We start from the raw sequence: 17,800 nt of genomic DNA, 5'->3' as shown, positions 1-17,800 counted from the left end.
TGCTGGACAGGTCGAGGATGGTCAGGGTGCTCATGGCAGTCTCCTAGGGGGATATTGGTGGTCAGTGGTGCGAGAAGGCGAGAAGGCGAAGAAGCAGGGCTTAGCGGTACACGTTGTTCTGGGCGTTCTGGTTGGTCGTGACGTTGTTCGTCATGTGATCCTGGAAGGCCGAGTTGTTGCCGAAGTAGTTCTCGACTTGCTGCATCTGCTGGTTCGACTGGTTGATCGTGGTGGTCTTGTCGAACGACAAGCTGAAGGGGCTGTAGACCGTTGTGCGCGGGGCAAACACAGCCAGGCCGCCGCGTACGGCTTGCAGCGTCTTGGCGTCGAGGGTTTCGGTCGAGGACAGGTCCTTGATGGTCAGCGTGGTCATGATGTTCTCCGAGAGAGGAAGGTAAGGCTTGGTGGGTGTGAGCACCGGGTTGGTGTTGCGCTCGGTACTGATATCGCAGCAAGCGTGCCAGCGCCGGCCAGATTCTCGAAGAAATCTGGAAAGCCTTGCTGGGATTGGGTTTGCGGCTAGGGGGAGGCGGTGCGCCGGCGCGTGGTGTCTTGCCGGCGGTGCGCGAGTGGTGGGGTGCCGCCAACAGAGTCCTATCAGGTGTCGGGGCGCTGGCAACGCCTAGGCAGCGTTGCGCGATCAGGGCGTCCCTAGGTCAAGAATCGCCTGCGCTCGGCTGTCGGGGCCCGCTAGCCCGCTAGTGGAGAATGTCCACAATCATGGACACTAACCTGGTTACGGTTCACGATTGTGAACATGATTGACAGCCTCTCGCGCAGAACCGGCCCGGTCCTGTAGGAAATCGACCAGCAGTTTCCCGACGGGTGAAAGCGCGTCGAAGTCGCGCGAGCAGATGGCGAAGCGGCGTCGTGCCCATTCGTCGCGCAATGGGATGGCGCGAATGGCAAGCGCCGTCGCCACCGGTGCTGCAATCTCAAGCGGGATGATGGCCAGCCCGAGATCGGCTCTTACGCAGCGCAACGTGGCGTCGAATGTCGATACCACTGCCCGGTAGTCAATCCGGCGCCCCAGGATGGCGGCGTGCCGGTTCAGCATGGTTTGCACGGCAGTCTGCGCGGGCATGCCGATATGCTTGTATTCCAGTGTTTGCGCGAACTCGCACTCGTCACTCTGTGCCAGCGGGTGCGAGCCGTGCACGATTGCCGCCAGATGGTCGGCCCGATATGGGCGCGTCTGAAAGCCCTCCAGGTCGGCTGCGTCCCAGCAGATCGCCAGCGGCGCCGAGCCTTCGCGCAGCGACCGCACCACGTCGATGCTCAGGCTTTCCTCGATCGTGATGCCGACATCCTGGTGACCTGGAATCTGAAGAAACGCGGCGATATCGTCCGGTAACGACTCGGCCATTGATGAAACGGTGGCCAGCAAGCGCACCTGACCGCGAATGCCGGAGCCAAAGTCGGCCATGTCGCTTGCGACGCGATCAGCGGCAGCCAGCATGGCGCGTGCGTGAGTCAGCACGATTTCTCCGGCGGCGGTGGGCACCACGCCGCGTCGGCGCCGCTCCAGCAGGCTTGCACCCACGGTCTCCTCGAGTTGGGCGAGTCGCTTGCTGATGGCTGATGCCACGATGTGCTGTTGTTCGCCGGCGCGCGCAATATTCTGGGTTTCGCAAACGGCGACAAACAGCCGCAGGCTGGTCAGGTCGAGATCTCTCATGCTTGGATTGTAGGTCAGGCATTCCGATTTGGAACGCTGAAGATCGTAAATGATCGCTTCTGTCAGCTTTCGGAACGGCATACAGTTACCCGTACCGCTCCACCTTCGGCGCTATTCCGCCCTTGCAAGCCATGACTGCTGTTCCAGACGTTCCTCGACAAGCCACCTGGCCGGTGCGCGCCGTGATCCGTGAAGTCGGACTGCGCGACGGGCTGCAGAGTATCCAGACCATCGTCCCCACCGAGCAGAAAAAGGCGTGGATTCGGGGCGCCTACGACGCAGGCCAGCGTGAGATCGAGGTTGGCTCGTTCGTGCCGGCCAAGCTCCTGCCGCAACTGGCCGATACGGCCGAGCTGGTGGCTTTCGCGCAGACCTTGCCGGGGCTGTTTGTCTCGGTGCTGGTGCCCAACCTGCGCGGTGCGGAGAACGCCATCGCCAGCGGTGCCGGCCTGATGATCGTGCCGCTGTCCGCCAGTCATGCGCATAGCCTGGCCAATCTGCGCAAGACGCCCGACGACGTGGTGGCCGAGGTAGCGCGCATTCGTGCGGCGCGCGATGCGGCTGGCGCCAGGACGCTGATCGAAGGCGGCGTGGGCACCGCCTTCGGCTGCACGCTGCAAGGCCGCGTGGAGCCCGATGAAGTACTGCGGTTGATGCAGGCACTGCTCGATGCCGGCGCCGATCGCGTGAGCCTTGCCGATACGGTCGGATACGCGGATCCGCGCATGGTGAGCGAACTGTTCGAGCGCGCCATCGCCGTGGCCGGCGATCGCTTCTGGTGCGGCCACTTCCACGACACGCGTGGATTGGGCCTGGCCAATGTGCTGGCAGCGCTGCAAGCCGGCGTCACGCGTTTCGATGCTTGCCTGGCCGGCATTGGTGGTTGCCCGCACGCGCCCGGCGCAAGCGGCAACGTCACCACCGAGGACCTCGCCTACATGCTGTCCAGCATGGGCATCGAGACCGGCGTCGATATCGACGCATTGCTGGCGCTGCGCCAGCAGGTGCAGGGCTGGCTGGACGGAGAGACGCTGCACGGCACGCTGTGGCGCGCCGGTTTGCCCAGAACCTTTGCCGCCGGCGCCCGCCGCGCGGCGGCCTGACCGACAACATGAGCCTGACCATGGAACAAGAGAACACATCGCTGCCGCTGGCCGGCATTCGCGTCGTCGAATTCACCCATATGGTGATGGGACCCACCTGCGGCATGATCCTGGCCGACCTGGGCGCCGAGGTGATCAAGGTAGAGCCGCCGGGCGGTGACAAGACCCGCAATCTCCCCGGCCTGGGTATTGGCTTCTTCCGCGCGTTCAACCGGAACAAGAAAAGCGTGGTACTCGATATCACCACCGAGGATGGGCGTGCCGCGGCCGCCGAACTGGCCGGCCAGTGCGATGTGCTGCTGGAAAACTTCCGCCCCGGCTTGATGGAAAAGCTCGGCCTTGACTACGCCACGCTGTCAGCCAGGTATCCGCATCTGATCTACGTTTCCCACAAGGGCTTCCTGCCCGGCCCATACGAGAAACGCCTGGCGCTGGACGAAGTGGTGCAGATGATGGGCGGCCTGTCTTACATGACGGGGCCCAAGGGCCGGCCGCTACGAGCGGGCACGTCGGTCAACGACATCATGGGCGGCATGTTCGGCGCTATCGGCGTACTGGCGGCCCTGCGCGAACGCGATCATACGGGTCGTGGACAGGAAATCCAGAGCGCGCTGTTTGAAAACTGTGTGTTCCTGGCGTCGCAGCATATGCAGCAGTTCGCGATGACCGGCGAAGCGCCGCCACCGATGCCGTCGCGCGTGTCGGCATGGAGCGTCTACGACGTGTTCACACTCGCGGACGGCGAGCAACTGTTTATCGGTGCGGTCAGCGACAAGCAGTTTGCGACGCTCTGCGGCGTGCTCGGCCACCCGCAACTAACCGAGCGGCCCGAATACCGTAACAACGCGTCGCGCGTGGTCGTGCGACCGCAATTGCTGGAAGAGTTGGGAGCGATTCTCCAGCACCATCAAGTGGAAGCATTGATGCCGCAGTTGGAAGCCGCCGGTATTCCCTACGCACCGATCGTCCGGCCGGATCAGTTGCTCGACGACCCGCACCTCAAGGAAAGCGGCGGCCTGGTGCCGATGCAGGTGGACGATGGTTCGATTGCACCGACGGTCCTGTTGCCGCTGCTCATGGGAGGCAGGCGCCCCGGAGTCAGGCATCCGTTGCCAAAGCCCGGCGAACATAACGCGGAGGTGCTCGGACGGATTGCCAGGCCTGGCTGACCAGGCTTCGCTCAGCCTTACAGCAATTCCCATATAAAAAGCATGACGGAGACAACCATGATTTCACGCCCCCAATGGAAGGCCGTGGCTGCGGCCACCGCCTTTTTACTCTGCAGCGCGCTGCCTGCGCTGGCCCAAAGCAGCAAGCCGGTGCGGCTGATCCTGCCAATCAGTGCGGGGTCCGGCGTCGATGCCATCACACGCACCGCAGGCCCCGCGCTTGGCAAGGCGCTAGGCCAGCCCGTGGTGATCGAGAACTTGCCCGGGGCGGGCGGCATCACCGGCGCCGCCGCGGTGGTCAAGGCACAACCGGATGGCACGACGCTGGGCATGGTATCGAACAATCACGTGATCAATCCGAGCGTATTCAAGTCGATGCCCTTCGACCCGATCAAGGACGTCACCCCGATCAGCGTGATTGGCGCCACGCAACTCGTGCTGGTGGTCAATCCGAAACTCCCGGCGAAGAACGTCAAGGAACTGGTCGCGTTGCTCAAGGCAAAGCCCGATGCCTACAACTACGCGTCTTCCGGCAACGGCACGATCATTCACCTTGCTGGCGAGATGTTCCTCAGCGAGGCCGGCGTCAAGGCCAAGCACATTCCCTATAAGGGAACCGGCCCGATGGTGACCGACCTGCTGGGCGGTCAGGTAGACATGGGCGTGGTCGCGCTCAATGCCGCAATGCCTTATCTGAAGGCAGGAACCCTGCGTGCGATTGGGCTGTGCGGTGATGCACGCTCACCGGTGGCACCCGATGTGCCCACCATTGCCGAGCAGGGCCTGCCCGGCTACCACGTTGAAGGCTGGTTCGCCGTCATCGGCCCCGCCAATATGAAGCCTGCCGACGTGAAGCGCGTGCACGACGCGTTTGCCACGGCGTTTTCCAGCCCCGAGGTGGTGGAAGCGTTGAAGAAACAGGCGACCGTCATCAAGCCCGGCTCGCCCGAGGCCGCTGCCCAGTACTTCCGTGCCGAAGCAGACCGTTATGCCGGCCTGGTTAAGAAGGCCAACGTAAAGGTCGAATAAGTCGAATGAGTCGAATAAGTCGAACGATCCATCCCATCGAGAACATGTCTGTCTACCAACTCGGCGAACTCACGCCATCCATTGCCGACAGCGCCTTCGTGGCCAGCGAGGCGACCATCATCGGACACGCCAGCCTCGCTGGTGATGTCAGTGTTTGGCCCGGCGCGGTCATCCGTGCCGACAACGAGCAGATCCAGATCGGCGCGGGCAGCAATGTCCAGGAGGGCGCCGTGCTGCATACCGACCCCGGCTGTCCTTTGCAGCTTGGCGAGCATGTCAGCGTGGGCCACCAGGCCATGCTGCATGGCTGCACGGTGGGCCACGGCACGCTGATCGGCATTCAGGCCATCGTGTTGAACAACGCCAACATCGGCGCCGAGTCGCTGGTCGCCGCAGGTGCACTGGTGACCGAAGGCAAGTCGTTTCCGCCGCGCTCGCTGATCCTTGGCGCCCCGGCCAAGGCCGTGCGCGAGTTGACCCAGGATGAGGTCAACAACCTGCGCGCCAATGCCGACGACTATGCGCGACGCGCGAAGCTCTACAAGACTGCATTGAAGCGCATTGCCTGAACGGCCCGGCATCAATAGATCCCTAGCCCAGCAATAGCGGCTATTTTCTAGCCTGCCTGCCGCGAGTTGGTTTCGGCACGGTGTCCGGCGACAGATCGGTCTCCGGATACCGCTCGAACGTCTGCTTCACCAATTGACGCAACCATATGATCGCCGGATCGTGGTGGAAACGCGGATGCCAGTATTGGCTCAGCGCGTAGGGCGGCAACGTAACCGGCGGCTTTACCACGCGAACGATGCCGTACCGGCTGAAGACGTTCGCCAGCTCCTCAGGCACGGTGGCAATCAGTTCCGGCTGCTGTTCCATAAGCAGTGGAATCGTGAGGAAGTGAGGCGTGTGAAGATAGATATTGCGCTTGAGTCCATGGCGTTCGAATGCCTCGTCGTAGGACGGACTTGAGCGGCCGGCGAGGCTGACGGCAACGTGGGGCATCGACTCGAATTGTTCCAGAGTCAGGGTGTCGCGTACCTGCCGGTTCTTCTTGCTGACGATGGTCACGAAGCCATGCATGAATAGCTGCTGCTGAAACAGCGCTTCCGGCGCAGTCTGCACGGAACCCAGCAGCAGGTCAGCGTCACCCGATGCCAGCAGTGTTTCGATTTGCGGAATCGGCACCTGCAGCGTTCGCAGTTTGCAGTGCGGTGCCACCATGCGCAGCCGTTTCATCAGCGGTGGCAAAAACACCAGTTCACCCATATCGGTCATGCAGAGCGTGAACGTCCGTTGCATCGATCCCGGATCGAAGCTCGCCTGGGGCAATACGCGCGTGCGCATTGCGGTCATGACTTCCAGGATGGTCTCTGCCAGCGCTTCGGCCTTGGCCGTTGGCGTCATCCCTGCGGACGTCTTGACGAACAGCGGATCATCGAAGTACTCGCGCAAGCGGTTTAGCGCATGGCTCATTGCGCTCTGGGTGAGGCCAAGCTGTTGGGCTGCACGCGTCACGCTCCGCTCGCGGAGCATGGCGTCAAACACCGTCAGCAGGTTGTAGTCGAAATCATCAGTATGCATGGCATACATTCCGTCAATGACCGTCATTATATTGACGCATGTTGGCTCCTTTCCTAACCTCCTGTCAACGCGCCTCGCAGAGGGCGTACCTTCACAGGAGACAAGCAATGTTCGTCAAGAACACCTGGTATGTGGCTGGTTGGGACAACGAGGTTGGCGCGAACGATCTGTTTAGCCGCACGATCATCGGCATTCCGGTACTGATGTATCGATCGGAGGACGGCACGCTGCACGCGCTGGAAGACCGTTGCTGCCATCGTGGAGCGCCGTTGTCGGTCGGTCGTCGGGAAGGCGACTGTGTACGCTGCATGTACCACGGCTTGAAGTTCGACGCGTCGGGCCAGTGCGTCGAGGCGCCGGCGCAGCAACGGATTCCGCCGCAGGCGCGTGTGCGCGTATTTCCGGTGGTCGAGCGCAACCGTTGGATCTGGATCTGGATGGGCGATCCCGCGGCAGCGGACCCTGATGCCATTCCCGATACGCACTGGCTGGCCGATCCTGCCTGGCGCAGCCTCGACGGCTACATTCACTACGACGTCAACTATCTGCTGATAGCCGACAACCTGCTCGATTTCTCGCACTTGCCGTTTGTGCATCCCACCACGCTCGGTGGCAGCGAGGACTATGCCGCCGCGCAGCCGAAAGTCGAGCGACTCGAGGATGGGGTGCGCATTGTGCGCTGGACCATCAATACGGAAGCGCCGCCCTTCGCGAAGCAGGTGAAGGACTGGCCCGGCAGGGTTGATCGCTGGAACATCTATAACTTCACGATTCCGGCCATCCTGCTGATGGACTCGGGCATGGCGCCCACGGGCACCGGTGCGCCTGAGGGCAGGCGGGTCGATGCTGCCGAGTTTCGTGGATGTCAGGCGCTGACGCCGGAGACTGAAACCTCCACGCATTACTTTTTCGCGCATCCGCACAATTTCGGGATCGACAATCCGGAGGTCACGCGTTCCATTCACCAAAGCGTGGTCACGGCGTTCGACGAGGATCGCGACATCATCACGGCGCAGCAACGTTCGCTGTCGCTGGCACCGGGCTTCAAGATGGTTCCGTTCTCCATCGACGCGGCGCTATCGCAGTTCCGATGGGCTGTGGAACGCCGGCTTGCCGAGGAATCCGCGCAATCCCAAGACGCTCAGGCGAGGGTGGCATGATGGAACTTCAGGTGACTGGCCTTCGGCTGGAGGCCGAAGGCGTGCTCGGTGTCGAGCTTCAGCATCATTCGCGTGAGGCGTTGCCGCCGTTCGAGCCGGGCGCGCACGTGGACGTGGGCTTTCCAAATGGCCTGATGCGGCAGTATTCAATTGCCAGTTCAGCAGCCGACCGGACCCGCTATTGGCTCGGTATCGGTCTGGCTGCGGCTTCGCGCGGTGGCTCCCGCTTTGCCCATGAGCAGTTGCGACTCGGTGATTGCCTGCAAGTGGGAGCACCGCGCTCGTTGTTCGGGTTGGAGGAAGCCGCTGCGGGGCATCTGTTCGTTGCCGGAGGCATCGGCATCACGCCGATCCTGAGCATGATCCGGCGCTGCATTGACCGCGGTTACCCGTGGCGCCTGCTGTACTGCGTGCGCTCGCGGCGCCATGCCGGATACCTTGAGGCGCTCGCGCCGTTTGCCGATCGGATCGTGGTGCATGCCGACGACGAACATCATGACCGGGCCGACTTCGACGCGGCGCTGCGGCAGATGCCATCAGGCTGGCATGTGTACACCTGCGGCCCTGGAGCCATGATGGATGCTGTGTGCGCTCGCGCACAGACAATCGGCATCGATCCTCTTGCCGTGCATGTCGAACGGTTCAGCGCCGCCCCACAAGTGAACGCAGAGCACCACGCGTTCGAGGTGCGTCTGCTCAGGCATGGAGGACGATTCACGGTCCCGCAGGACGCCAGCATTCTCGAGGTGCTTGAGGCGAACGGCGTATGCCTGCCGTCGTCCTGCCGCGAGGGGTTATGCCGAAGCTGTGAAGTTCCGCTGGCTTCCGGCGCAGCCGATCATCGCGACTATGTATTGAGTGACGATGAGCGCATCGCCAACAAGTCGATCCTGATCTGCGTTTCGCGGGCGAAGTGTGCGGAGCTGGTTCTGGACCTGTAAGCCGGCTTCAGGCCATCGGAAAGCGTGCGCGCGGCCGGTCCGGAACGACGCCGCCGCCCACGGGCCTGAGTTCGCCGTCCCAGGGTACGGCGTCGCGGTCCAACTGGTGCTCGCCCTCCTTGGTCTTCTCATAGAGATGGTCCCGGATCGCCTGGCCAATTGCCACCCGGCATAGTGCCTCGCAGTTCGAGGCGAGTGCTTCCTGTAGGGCTGCGCCCGTGATCAGCAGTTCGAATGAGCGCCTGCCTTCGCCGACGAAGCTGGTGAATCGGACGGCGGTCGGGTGGCCTACTTCAAGGAAGCTGACGGCCAGATGGTAGGCAATTCCCTTGCCTGCGCCTGGCAGCGTGCACAGGAAACTGGATGCCGCAGCGATGCTGCTCATGACTATTTTCCTCGTAATCCGATGGATACCGATGGTGTTTAGTAACTTGCCCGAAGTATTGCCAGGTGCTGCTACAGCGAAGCCACGGACTTGCCCGCGATCCGTCCGTCGATAATTTCCTCGGCGTAGCGAAGCACGCCACGTCGCGCTGCACCGACGTTATCCCAGGGTACGGCATCGAGATGGAATGTGCGTGCCAACTCGCCTTCGGGGTGCAGGCCCTCGCGGCAGATCACCACGGCAGCTTCGAAAGACCGGTCTGGCCTGGGCTCACCCCATGCACGCTCCGCGGCATGCCGGTAGACGAGAGGGTAAATGTCATACCCCTTGTAACTGGCGGTCGGGTGCGCTTCCATGGCTGACTCCTGTGTCCAGATGGTTTCCATCCCATACTCTACTCCAACCGTGAGCCCGGGAGCACTTGTTTGCGGTCGTGCTACATTGGCCATCCACAACATGGATGCGGTAATGACTCTCTGCCCTGCTTGCGAAGCGGTCGAACTCCACAAGCTCGGCGCACCCGGGCATGCCTCGATGCGCATCACGGATACGCAACGCATCAAGCCCGCCAAGGCTGCGCCAATCACCATTAGCACCTTCGTGTGTCAGACCTGCGGAACGCACTGGACCTACCGCGACCAGAAAGACGGCCCGGAGCGCGGCTGGCAACGATAGTGTGATAGGGATGGTGCTGTGACCCGACCCAAATGACAGGCCCGGGGTCGGGCAACTGCCTTCCCGCTTTCAGATTCTGAAAGAATGATTCTCGGAATCGCCCTCTAATCTCCTTTGCCGTAAGCGCGTACCATGCCTCTCACCGAGGCACCGCCCCCAAGATTCACGTCGGTATTGACGCAAAGGCAGATGAAAGTAGCTCTTGTTGTGTTCGATGGCGTTCAGGCACTGGATGTAGCCGGCCCGATGGATGTGTTTGCGGAGGCCAATGCACTGCTGCCGCACCACAAACGCTACGAAGTCACCCTGGTCGGCGTGCGTCCCCACAGCGTTACGTGCTCGAACGGCATGCAGATCAGTGTGCCGGTGGACTATCGCAACTATCGGGACGACTGCGACCTGCTGCTGGTGGCGGGCGGGCCCCGGGCGCCGGGCATGCATCCTGATCCGGACTTCCTGGCGTGGCTGCATGACAAGGCGCTGACCACGCAGCGGTTCGGGGCGGTATGCAACGGGGTATTCCTGCTGGCCCATGCCGGGCTGCTGGATGGGCGCGAAGTCACGGCGCACTGGTCCGATACGAAACGGCTGCAGGACCATTTCCCGCGCGCCTTCGTGCGGCCGGACAAGATCTTTGTCCGTGACGGCAACCTGTTCACCTGCGGCGGTGTTACCGCCGGTATCGACCTGTGCCTGGCGCTGGTTGCCGAGGATTTCGGGCACGCGCTGGCGGTAAAGGTCGCAAAGCGCCTGATCGTGTATATCCGCCGGGATGGCGGGCAGTCGCAATACAGTCCATACCTGGCCGTGGGCCCTGAAGAGGATTCCATTGTCAGCCGGGCCTTGCGCTACATCAACGATCACATTGCCGAAGCGTTCTCGATCGAGGAACTGGCCGATGCCGTAGGCGTCAGCCGCCGCACGTTTAGCCGCACCTTTGCGAAGCACGCCAAGGTTGCGCCGTCCGTTTTCGTCGAGCAGGTGCGCGTGGATTTTGCGCGGAAGCTGCTCGAACAAACCGACGTGCCGCTGAAAACCATTGCGTTCCGGAGCGGCTTCCATAGTTCCACGCATATGCGGATGATCTTCTCGCGGCGTCTCGACATCACGCCCAAGGACTATCGTCAGCGCTTCCAGGAAACCGAGGGCAGCGCGCAGGCCGACGTGGAACACCAGGGCAGTGACGTGCCGATCATGGTGCCAGCCGCCGCGCGACGCGACAGTTCGCGGCAAGGGCCGGTTGCAGCGATCACCCACTAGCGCCTGCCTCTACCCGGTGACCGCCAAACGGAATTCGCGGTAGGCATCGACCAGTTCGGCGAGCCCGAATCCACGATTCCGACCGCTTGGGTTGGGTAGCACCCAGACCTTCGATGCACCGAGGGTCTGCGGTTGCGCGCCCCACTCGACATGTTTCTGGTGGCTCAGCGCCGCATAGGCTGCCTTGCCCAGGAAGGCGACATACCGAGGCCGGAATCGGTTGAGCCGTTGGACCAGGTCCGGCGCAGCGTCGATGTACTCCCCCTGCGCAAGTTCGCTGGCGCCGGCAGTGGCTCGGCACACCACCGTTGCCAGTCCAAATCCGAACACGAGAAACTCCCCGCATTCGGCAGGCCTGAGTTCACGGTCCGTGAACCCGGCAAGATGGATTGCCTTCCAGAAACGGTTGCCGCGCCCTTCGAAGTGATGGCCTGACGCGGCAGCCTGCAAGCCGGGATTGAGGCCGCAGAAGACCGCCGTCAAGTCAGGCGCGATCAAGTCCGGCAAGGTCGGGCCAACCGCGATAGCTGGCGCTGGCGTTGGGGCGGCTTGCATCATTTCACACTTCATCTTGCATGGTTCCGAGACTATAGCGGGTGCCATGCCCGGCGGCGATCGGCCGATGTCGCTGTTTCAGGCCATGGCCGGAAATCGACAGGAGATGTCCCCAAACCGCCATAACCAGCGCGTCTTGGAAAACCCGTAGTTTCTAGACTGTAGCTAACGGGCATCTGCCCCGGCTCACGACAGGTCTAGCAACATGATGATTGAGAACCGGAATACCTCCTTCCTGTTTGGAGGCAACGCTCCCTACGTTGAGGAGCAGTACGAAGCCTACCTGGCTGATCGCGCCACGGTGTCCGACGAATGGCGCGGTTACTTCGATGCCTTGCAAGCGGTGCCTGCGGTGGACGGGTCTGGCAATGGCGACGTTGCGCACAGCCCGGTGGTATCCCGCTTCGTCGAACTGGCCAGGCAGTCGCGTGCGGCCGGGCGGACCGCAGCCGATCATCCTGCTGCGGTCCGCAAGCAGCTCGCCGTGCAGGCCATGATCCTGGCCTACCGCATGGTCGGCACGCGCCACGCGAACCTGGATCCATTGCGATGGATGGAGCCGGTGCCGGTGCCTGCCCTGATTCCGAGCTACTACGGTCTTTCGCCGGCTGACATGAAGACGAAGTTCGATCCGTCGGATACGAACTTCGCGGAAGAGGACATGACCCTGGAAGGGCTGGTCGAGGCGTTGAGCCAGACCTATTGCGGCACGCTCGGTGCGGAGTTCATGTATCTCACCGATCCCAACCAGCGCAACTGGTGGCAGATGCGGCTGGAATCCACCCGCTCGAAGGCCAGCCTTGCCGCTAGCGACAAGCGTCATATCCTGGAGCGGCTGACCGCGGCCGAAGGTCTTGAGAAATACCTGCACGCCCGCTACGTGGGGCAGAAGCGCTTCTCGCTGGAAGGCGGTGAATCCCTGATCGTGCTGCTCGATGAACTGGTCTCGCATGGCGCGTCGCATGGCATCCGGCATTCGATCCTGGGCATGGCACACCGTGGTCGCCTGAACGTGCTGGTGAACATTGCCGGCAAGCCGCCGGCGGCGCTGTTCGATGAATTCGAGGGCAAGGCATCGCGGCAGCTGGCAGCGGGCGACGTCAAATATCACAAGGGGTTCACCGGCACCATTGCGACCGAGGCCGGACCCGCCGAAGTGACCGTGGCCTTCAACCCGTCGCATCTGGAGATCGTGAACCCGGTGGTGCAGGGGATGGCCCGGGCGCGAGCGGAAGCCATGGGCCTGGGTAGCGGCGCAGTGTTGCCCATCGAGATTCACGGTGACGCGTCAATATCCGGCCAGGGCATTGTGATGGAGACCATGAACCTGTCGAGCACCCGGGGCTACGGCACGGGCGGCACCATTCATATCGTGGTGAACAACCAGGTGGGCTTTACAACGTCCCGCCCGGAGGATGCCCGTTCATCGTTCTACTGCACGGACATCGCGAAGATGATTGAAGCGCCCGTGCTGCATGTGAATGGCGACGACCCCGAAGCCGTGGTGGCGGCCACGCGCATGGCCATCGATTTCCGCGCGACGTTCAACCGGAGCGTGGTGATCGAACTGGTCTGCTTCCGTCGTCATGGACATCAGGAGCAGGACACGCCAGCGATTACGCAGCCGCTTATGTATCGCTCGATTTCCGGACATCCGGGTACGCGCGCCATCTATGCTGCGAAGCTCGTGGATGAACAGGTCGTTACCGCGCAAGACGTGGAACGCTACGCGCTTGAATACCGCGAACGCCTTGACGCGGTGCAGCCCACCGAACAACGGAAGGCGACTGCCGGCACCGAGGGCGAGCGCATGATCTCGCCTGCGGAAGCAGCGCCGGCGGCGCGCTACGCCACGGTGCCCATGGAACGGTTAAAGGCGCTCGGGCAGCGGCTCACGAGCGTGCCGGAACAGTATTCGCTGCACCCGCTGGTCGACAAGGTGATCAGCGCGCGCCGCGAGATGGCAACGGGACAGCGCGCGCTGGACTGGGGCATGGCCGAACATCTTGCGTATGGCTCGCTGCTGGCGGAGGGTGTCAACGTACGGCTGAGCGGACAAGACAGCGAACGTGGAACCTTCAGCCATCGTCACGCGGTGCTTCACGATCAGAAACGCGTGGCGCGCGACCAGGGTTTCTACACGCCGCTCGCCAATGTGGCCAATGGCCAGGGCAAGTTTGCGCTCGCGAACTCGACCTTGTCCGAGGCCGGCGTGCTGGCATTCGAGTATGGCTACTCGCTCGTCCAGAAAGACTCACTTGTGCTGTGGGAAGCGCAGTTCGGAGACTTCGCCAATGGCGCACAGGTTGTTATCGACAACTTCCTGTCTGCGGGCGCTGCCAAGTGGGGCCAGTTCAGCGGCGTCACGCTGCTGCTGCCGCATGGCCAGGAAGGTGCGGGGCCCGAGCACGCGTCGGCGCGGCTGGAGCGCTACCTGCAACTGTGTGCGCAAAACAATATGCGCGTGTGCCAGCCCACCACGCCCGCGCAGATCTATCACCTGCTGCGCAGGCAGGCACTGGATGCCGAGCGTGTACCGCTGATCGTCATGACACCCAAGTCGTTGCTGCGCCATCCGGAGGCGGTCAGCAGCCTGGAGGACCTTGCCGGCGGCCGGTTCGAAGAGGTACTGGCAGAGACGCGCACCGACGCGGAAGCCGGGCAGGTCGATTCCCTTGTGTTGTGCTCGGGCAAGGTCTACTTCGACCTGCTGGCCCGCCGGCGCAAGGCCGGCAAGCACAATATCGCGTTGCTGCGTGTCGAACAGTTGTACCCGTTTCCGGCAACGCGCATCGCCGAGGAGATCGCACGCTATCCGCATCTCAGGCACGTGGTTTGGTGCCAGGAAGAATCGAAGAACCAGGGCGGGTGGAGTTTCGTGATGGAGCGGCTGCTGGATATCGTCAAGGTTCCGGGCATGCTGCGCTATATCGGACCCGAAGCGACAGCATCGACCGCGCCTGGCTATGCGTGGATGCACACCGAGCGGCAAGAGAACTTCCTGCGCGCGGCGGTCGAGGAAGCGCTGGCTTGACGCTGTCGTAACTTCCAAGAGTCGGACAATCGGCGCCTTGCAGGGCGCCGATTGTCTTTGCACCCCAGGGGTAATCAACCCGTCGGGTTTGCGGTCAACATCTGGATTCACATCATGCCAATCAACGAAACGCTTGCTCCAATGCGTGCAACAACTGCCTCGGCGATGCCGATACGAGCGGAACGTGCCGGACCGCAGGATGACCTGCACCTGATTGCCGGGACGCTCGACGTCGTTGGCGATACCTGGACCCTCTTGATCGTACGCGAAGCGCTGGCGGGAGCGACCCGGTTTGGCCAGTTTCAACGGCGGATCGGCATCGGCCCGAACATCCTGTCCGCGCGACTGCGCTTGCTGATCGAGCATGGCGTACTGGAATCAAAGGTGTGCGCCGAGCGCGCCGACTGGAGTGACTATGTTCTGACGCGGAAGGGCAGGAAGCTGCAGGCCGTGCTGGACGCACTGCGGCACTGGGGAACCTATGCGGCAGTAACGGGGCAGGAATGAATTGCGGCACCTTCGGGCATTTCGACCGAAGGTGCCGCTTGACGGTGGGGCCCGGCTTGTGGGCTTACCGGCTTAGCCGGCAACGGGTGTGTCGGCGTAAGTCGACTGCCAGCCTCCGCCGAGGACCTTGCAGAGCACGATCAGGTTTGTCGCCGCAGCCGCGCGGCTTTCCTCGAGGTTGCGCTGTGCCTGCAGGAGCTGCCGCTGGGTGTTCAGCACATCAAGGTAGTCGACGGCGCCAGCCTTGTAACGCCGTTGTGCAATCGTCAGCGCACGCTGGTTCTCGCTGACCACCGTCACCAGCTTGTCGCGTCGGCGCTGCTCGGCATCGTAGGCCACCAGCGCATCATCGACCTCGCGCCATGCTTTGAGAACCGTATGCCGGTAAGCGATGGCAGCTTCCTGCTGCTGGGCTTCGCGCAGGTGCAGCGTGGCCCTGAGTCGTCCACCTTCGAAGATTGGCAGCGAAATCGACGGGCCTATCACGAACTGGCGCGAGGCCCAGTCGGCAAGACTGGAAAGCTGCAGGCTCTGGAACCCGGCGCTGCCATTCAGCGTGATACGTGGATAGAAATCGGCCTTTGCCATGCCGATCGAGGCGGTGGCCGCGTGCAGTTGCGCTTCGGCCCGCCTGATATCGGGTCGGCGTTGCACGATTTCCGACGGCAGGCCGACGGGCACCTGCGCGGGAAGCGTGGGCATCTCGCGCGGCTCGCCGAGTTGCTGGCGCAGTGCGCCAGGTTCCTGGGCCAGCAGCAGGCCGATGGCGTTGATGGTGGATTCGTGGCGGGCTTCCAGGGTCGGGATCAGGCTTTCGATCGACGCGACCTGGGCGGACGCATTGGCCACGTCGAGGTCAGTGGTCACGCCTTCGCGCGCGCGTACCTGCGTAAGCTTTGCAGTGTCGCGGGCGATATCAAGATTCTGCTTCGCGATCTCGAGTAGCGACTGGATATCGCGCAGTTCCACGTAGTTCCGGGCCAGCTCGGCACGGACGGACAGCAGTACCGCATTACGGTCCTCGACGGATGCATCCGTCAGCGCGCCCGCGGCCTCGACGCTACGGCGCACACGGCCCCAGAGATCGAGTTCCCATGAGGCGTCGAATCCGAACTGGTAGACGTTAAAAGGCGGCGAGCCGCTTTTGCCGGGCATTGGCGCTACGCCCACCGGCGAGCTGCCCGACGCCGATTGCGTCGGGGCGCTGTTCGGCGCCACGCCGAGCAGTGACAGGATGCCGTTGGGACTGCCGCGCTCGCGGTTGTACGACGCGGCACCATCCAGCTTCGGGAGCTGTTGGGCACCGACGACCTGTTGTGTCGCGCGACTCTGCTGCAGTCGCGCCGCCGCCGCCGCCACGTCCAGGTTGGCGTCCACCAGCCTGCTCTCGAGTTCGTTCAGCAGCGGGTCATTGAGCAGCGTCCACCAGTCGGTGTTGAACTCCGCAGCAATTGCGCGGCTTGGCGCTTGCGCGGTCTGGAGCCGCTGGAAGACATCGGCGCTGGATGGCGTGGGCCGTGTGAAGTCCGGTCCGACTGCACAACCGGCCATGGCAAGCGAGGCCAGGACCGCCAGCGCGGAGGCACGGAATGAAAATTCGTCGGTGTTCATGATTTGGTACCTCCCTGGGCGCTCGTAGCGTCATGTCCGCCGACGTCAACATCTGCAACGACGGACAGACCCACACTCAGACCGGCGGCAACCCTTTGCCCGTGGTCGATGGTGATCTTGACCGGCACGCGTTGCACGATCTTGGTGAAGTTGCCGGTCGCATTGTCGGGAGCGATTGGTGCGAAGCTCACCCCGGTGGCAGGCGCCAGGCTGTCGATGTGTCCCTGGATCTCGACGCCAGGCAGGCTGTCGATCCGGATACGCGCGCTTTGTCCTGGCCGCATATGGGTGATCTGGTCTTCCTGGAAATTGGCAACCACATAGGCGTCGGTCACCGGAACGATCGCAAGCATGGGCGCGCCTGCCGTGACGTAGGCGCCGACACGGGCGGAGCGCCTGCCAACCTTGCCGTCGACTGGCGCATGTATCTCGGTGTATGACAGGTTGAGCGTGGCCTGTTCCAGTGCCGCCTCCGCACGCGCCTGAGCACCCGCTGCCTTGTCACGCTGGGTACGCAGCACGTCAAGGCTCTGCTCTGCCGCACTCAGCGCCGCGCGATGGTTGGCCTGCAGCGCAAGCTGTTCGGCAAGAATGCTGGCGGCGCGTTGCTGCTCCTGGGCTGCGCCTGCGCCGGCTTCGGAAAGGCTCTGATAGCGTGCCGCGTTGGCTCGCGCGAATGCGATCGATGCCTCGTCGGACTGAAGCCTGGCCTTCTCCTGCAGCACCAGCGACGGATGGCGGGCAATCTCCGCGTCGTAGTTCGCTACCAGCGCCTTGGCGGCGACGACATCAGCCTCAGCGCTCCGCAGCGCGGCCCGGAAGTCGCGGTCATCGATACGCAGCAACGGTTGACCGGCCTTGACCGACTGGTTGTCATCGACCAGCACCTCGGATATCTGTCCGGCAATGCGCGGGGCGACCAGCGTGAAGTCGGCGGTGACGTACGCGTCGTTGGTGGATTCGTTACTGGAACGGAACATCAGGCCGGTGCAGGCCCAGATGACAATGCCAGCGGCGACAATAACCGCGGCGATCCGGATGTTCCTGAGTGGCGCAAGAAAGGGACCAGAAGGACGGGAAGGATTGGAAGGATTGGAAGCGGAGGGCATGAT

At 62.9% G+C, this 17,800-nt stretch carries 18 protein-coding genes; 10 read left to right on the top strand and 8 right to left on the bottom strand.

What is annotated here, in order from left to right; genetic code table 11:
* Positions 1–100: 100 nt before the first annotated feature.
* A complete protein-coding gene (locus ACO550_RS38170; protein ID WP_315598248.1) occupies positions 101–373 on the bottom strand; it encodes a hypothetical protein in 273 nt (90 codons plus the stop codon).
* Positions 374–736: 363 nt separating this feature from the next.
* Complete coding sequence (locus tag ACO550_RS38165; RefSeq protein ID WP_315598247.1) at positions 737–1,678, bottom strand: LysR substrate-binding domain-containing protein; 942 nt, start codon at positions 1,676–1,678, stop codon at positions 737–739.
* A gap of 131 nt (positions 1,679–1,809) precedes the next feature.
* Here ACO550_RS38165 and ACO550_RS38160 point away from each other — a divergent pair, with 131 nt between their 5' ends.
* Genes ACO550_RS38160 through ACO550_RS38145 form a run of 4 tightly spaced genes read left to right on the top strand, consistent with a single transcriptional unit; the run spans position 1,810 to position 5,548 of the window.
* Entirely contained in the window at positions 1,810–2,781 is a 972-nt protein-coding gene (locus tag ACO550_RS38160; RefSeq protein ID WP_315598246.1) for a hydroxymethylglutaryl-CoA lyase, read from the top strand.
* 20 nt (positions 2,782–2,801) lie between these two features.
* Positions 2,802–3,950 (top strand): CoA transferase, encoded by a 1,149-nt coding sequence (locus ACO550_RS38155; RefSeq protein WP_315598245.1) that lies wholly within the window; start codon positions 2,802–2,804, stop codon positions 3,948–3,950.
* Between the two features lie 57 nt (positions 3,951–4,007).
* Entirely contained in the window at positions 4,008–4,979 is a 972-nt protein-coding gene (locus ACO550_RS38150; protein WP_315598244.1) for a tripartite tricarboxylate transporter substrate-binding protein, read from the top strand.
* 44 nt (positions 4,980–5,023) lie between these two features.
* Positions 5,024–5,548, top strand: coding sequence for a gamma carbonic anhydrase family protein (locus ACO550_RS38145; RefSeq protein WP_315598243.1), 525 nt, complete (start codon positions 5,024–5,026; stop codon positions 5,546–5,548).
* Positions 5,549–5,588: 40 nt separating this feature from the next.
* Here ACO550_RS38145 and ACO550_RS38140 read toward each other — a convergent pair whose 3' ends face one another.
* A complete protein-coding gene (locus tag ACO550_RS38140) occupies positions 5,589–6,560 on the bottom strand; it encodes a LysR family transcriptional regulator (RefSeq protein WP_315598242.1) in 972 nt (323 codons plus the stop codon).
* Between the two features lie 107 nt (positions 6,561–6,667).
* Between ACO550_RS38140 and ACO550_RS38135 the strand changes: the two genes are divergently transcribed.
* Both ACO550_RS38135 and ACO550_RS38130 read left to right on the top strand, forming a co-directional pair.
* Positions 6,668–7,720 (top strand): aromatic ring-hydroxylating dioxygenase subunit alpha, encoded by a 1,053-nt coding sequence (locus ACO550_RS38135; RefSeq protein WP_315598241.1) that lies wholly within the window; start codon positions 6,668–6,670, stop codon positions 7,718–7,720.
* 41 nt (positions 7,721–7,761) lie between these two features.
* On the top strand, positions 7,762–8,661 hold the full coding sequence (locus ACO550_RS38130; RefSeq protein WP_315598240.1) for a PDR/VanB family oxidoreductase: 900 nt from the start codon (positions 7,762–7,764) through the stop codon (positions 8,659–8,661).
* A gap of 7 nt (positions 8,662–8,668) precedes the next feature.
* Here ACO550_RS38130 and ACO550_RS38125 read toward each other — a convergent pair whose 3' ends face one another.
* Positions 8,669–9,046, bottom strand: coding sequence for a hypothetical protein (locus ACO550_RS38125; RefSeq protein ID WP_315598239.1), 378 nt, complete (start codon positions 9,044–9,046; stop codon positions 8,669–8,671).
* A gap of 71 nt (positions 9,047–9,117) precedes the next feature.
* Positions 9,118–9,402: a hypothetical protein gene (locus ACO550_RS38120; RefSeq protein ID WP_315598238.1), complete on the bottom strand. Its 285-nt coding sequence runs from the start codon at positions 9,400–9,402 to the stop codon at positions 9,118–9,120.
* A 112-nt stretch (positions 9,403–9,514) separates the two neighbouring features.
* On the opposite strand from ACO550_RS38120, the gene ACO550_RS38115 reads away from it, so the two are divergent.
* Both ACO550_RS38115 and ACO550_RS38110 read left to right on the top strand, forming a co-directional pair.
* Positions 9,515–9,721 carry a hypothetical protein gene (locus ACO550_RS38115; RefSeq protein WP_315598237.1) on the top strand — a complete coding sequence of 69 codons (207 nt, stop codon included), beginning with the start codon at positions 9,515–9,517 and terminating at the stop codon, positions 9,719–9,721.
* Positions 9,722–9,910: 189 nt separating this feature from the next.
* Positions 9,911–10,981: a GlxA family transcriptional regulator gene (locus ACO550_RS38110; RefSeq protein WP_315598236.1), complete on the top strand. Its 1,071-nt coding sequence runs from the start codon at positions 9,911–9,913 to the stop codon at positions 10,979–10,981.
* 9 nt (positions 10,982–10,990) lie between these two features.
* On the opposite strand, the gene mug is transcribed toward ACO550_RS38110, so the two are convergent.
* Positions 10,991–11,539 (bottom strand): G/U mismatch-specific DNA glycosylase, encoded by a 549-nt coding sequence (gene mug, locus ACO550_RS38105; RefSeq protein ID WP_315598235.1) that lies wholly within the window; start codon positions 11,537–11,539, stop codon positions 10,991–10,993.
* A 202-nt stretch (positions 11,540–11,741) separates the two neighbouring features.
* Here mug and ACO550_RS38100 point away from each other — a divergent pair, with 202 nt between their 5' ends.
* Both ACO550_RS38100 and ACO550_RS38095 read left to right on the top strand, forming a co-directional pair.
* Positions 11,742–14,570, top strand: a complete 2,829-nt coding sequence (locus ACO550_RS38100) for a 2-oxoglutarate dehydrogenase E1 component (protein ID WP_315598234.1) — start codon at positions 11,742–11,744, stop codon at positions 14,568–14,570.
* Positions 14,571–14,684: 114 nt separating this feature from the next.
* Complete coding sequence (locus tag ACO550_RS38095; RefSeq protein WP_315598233.1) at positions 14,685–15,077, top strand: winged helix-turn-helix transcriptional regulator; 393 nt, start codon at positions 14,685–14,687, stop codon at positions 15,075–15,077.
* Positions 15,078–15,149: 72 nt separating this feature from the next.
* Here ACO550_RS38095 and ACO550_RS38090 read toward each other — a convergent pair whose 3' ends face one another.
* Both ACO550_RS38090 and ACO550_RS38085 read right to left on the bottom strand, forming a co-directional pair.
* On the bottom strand, positions 15,150–16,688 hold the full coding sequence (locus ACO550_RS38090; protein ID WP_315598232.1) for an efflux transporter outer membrane subunit: 1,539 nt from the start codon (positions 16,686–16,688) through the stop codon (positions 15,150–15,152).
* Complete coding sequence (locus tag ACO550_RS38085) at positions 16,685–17,797, bottom strand: HlyD family secretion protein (RefSeq protein ID WP_315598231.1); 1,113 nt, start codon at positions 17,795–17,797, stop codon at positions 16,685–16,687. Before ACO550_RS38085 ends, ACO550_RS38090 begins: the two co-directional genes overlap by 4 nt.
* Between the last annotated feature and the right edge of the window lie 3 nt (positions 17,798–17,800).

The sequence above is a fragment of the Cupriavidus sp. genome, assembly GCF_057315035.1.
This window is presented reverse-complemented; position numbering and strand designations above follow the sequence as displayed.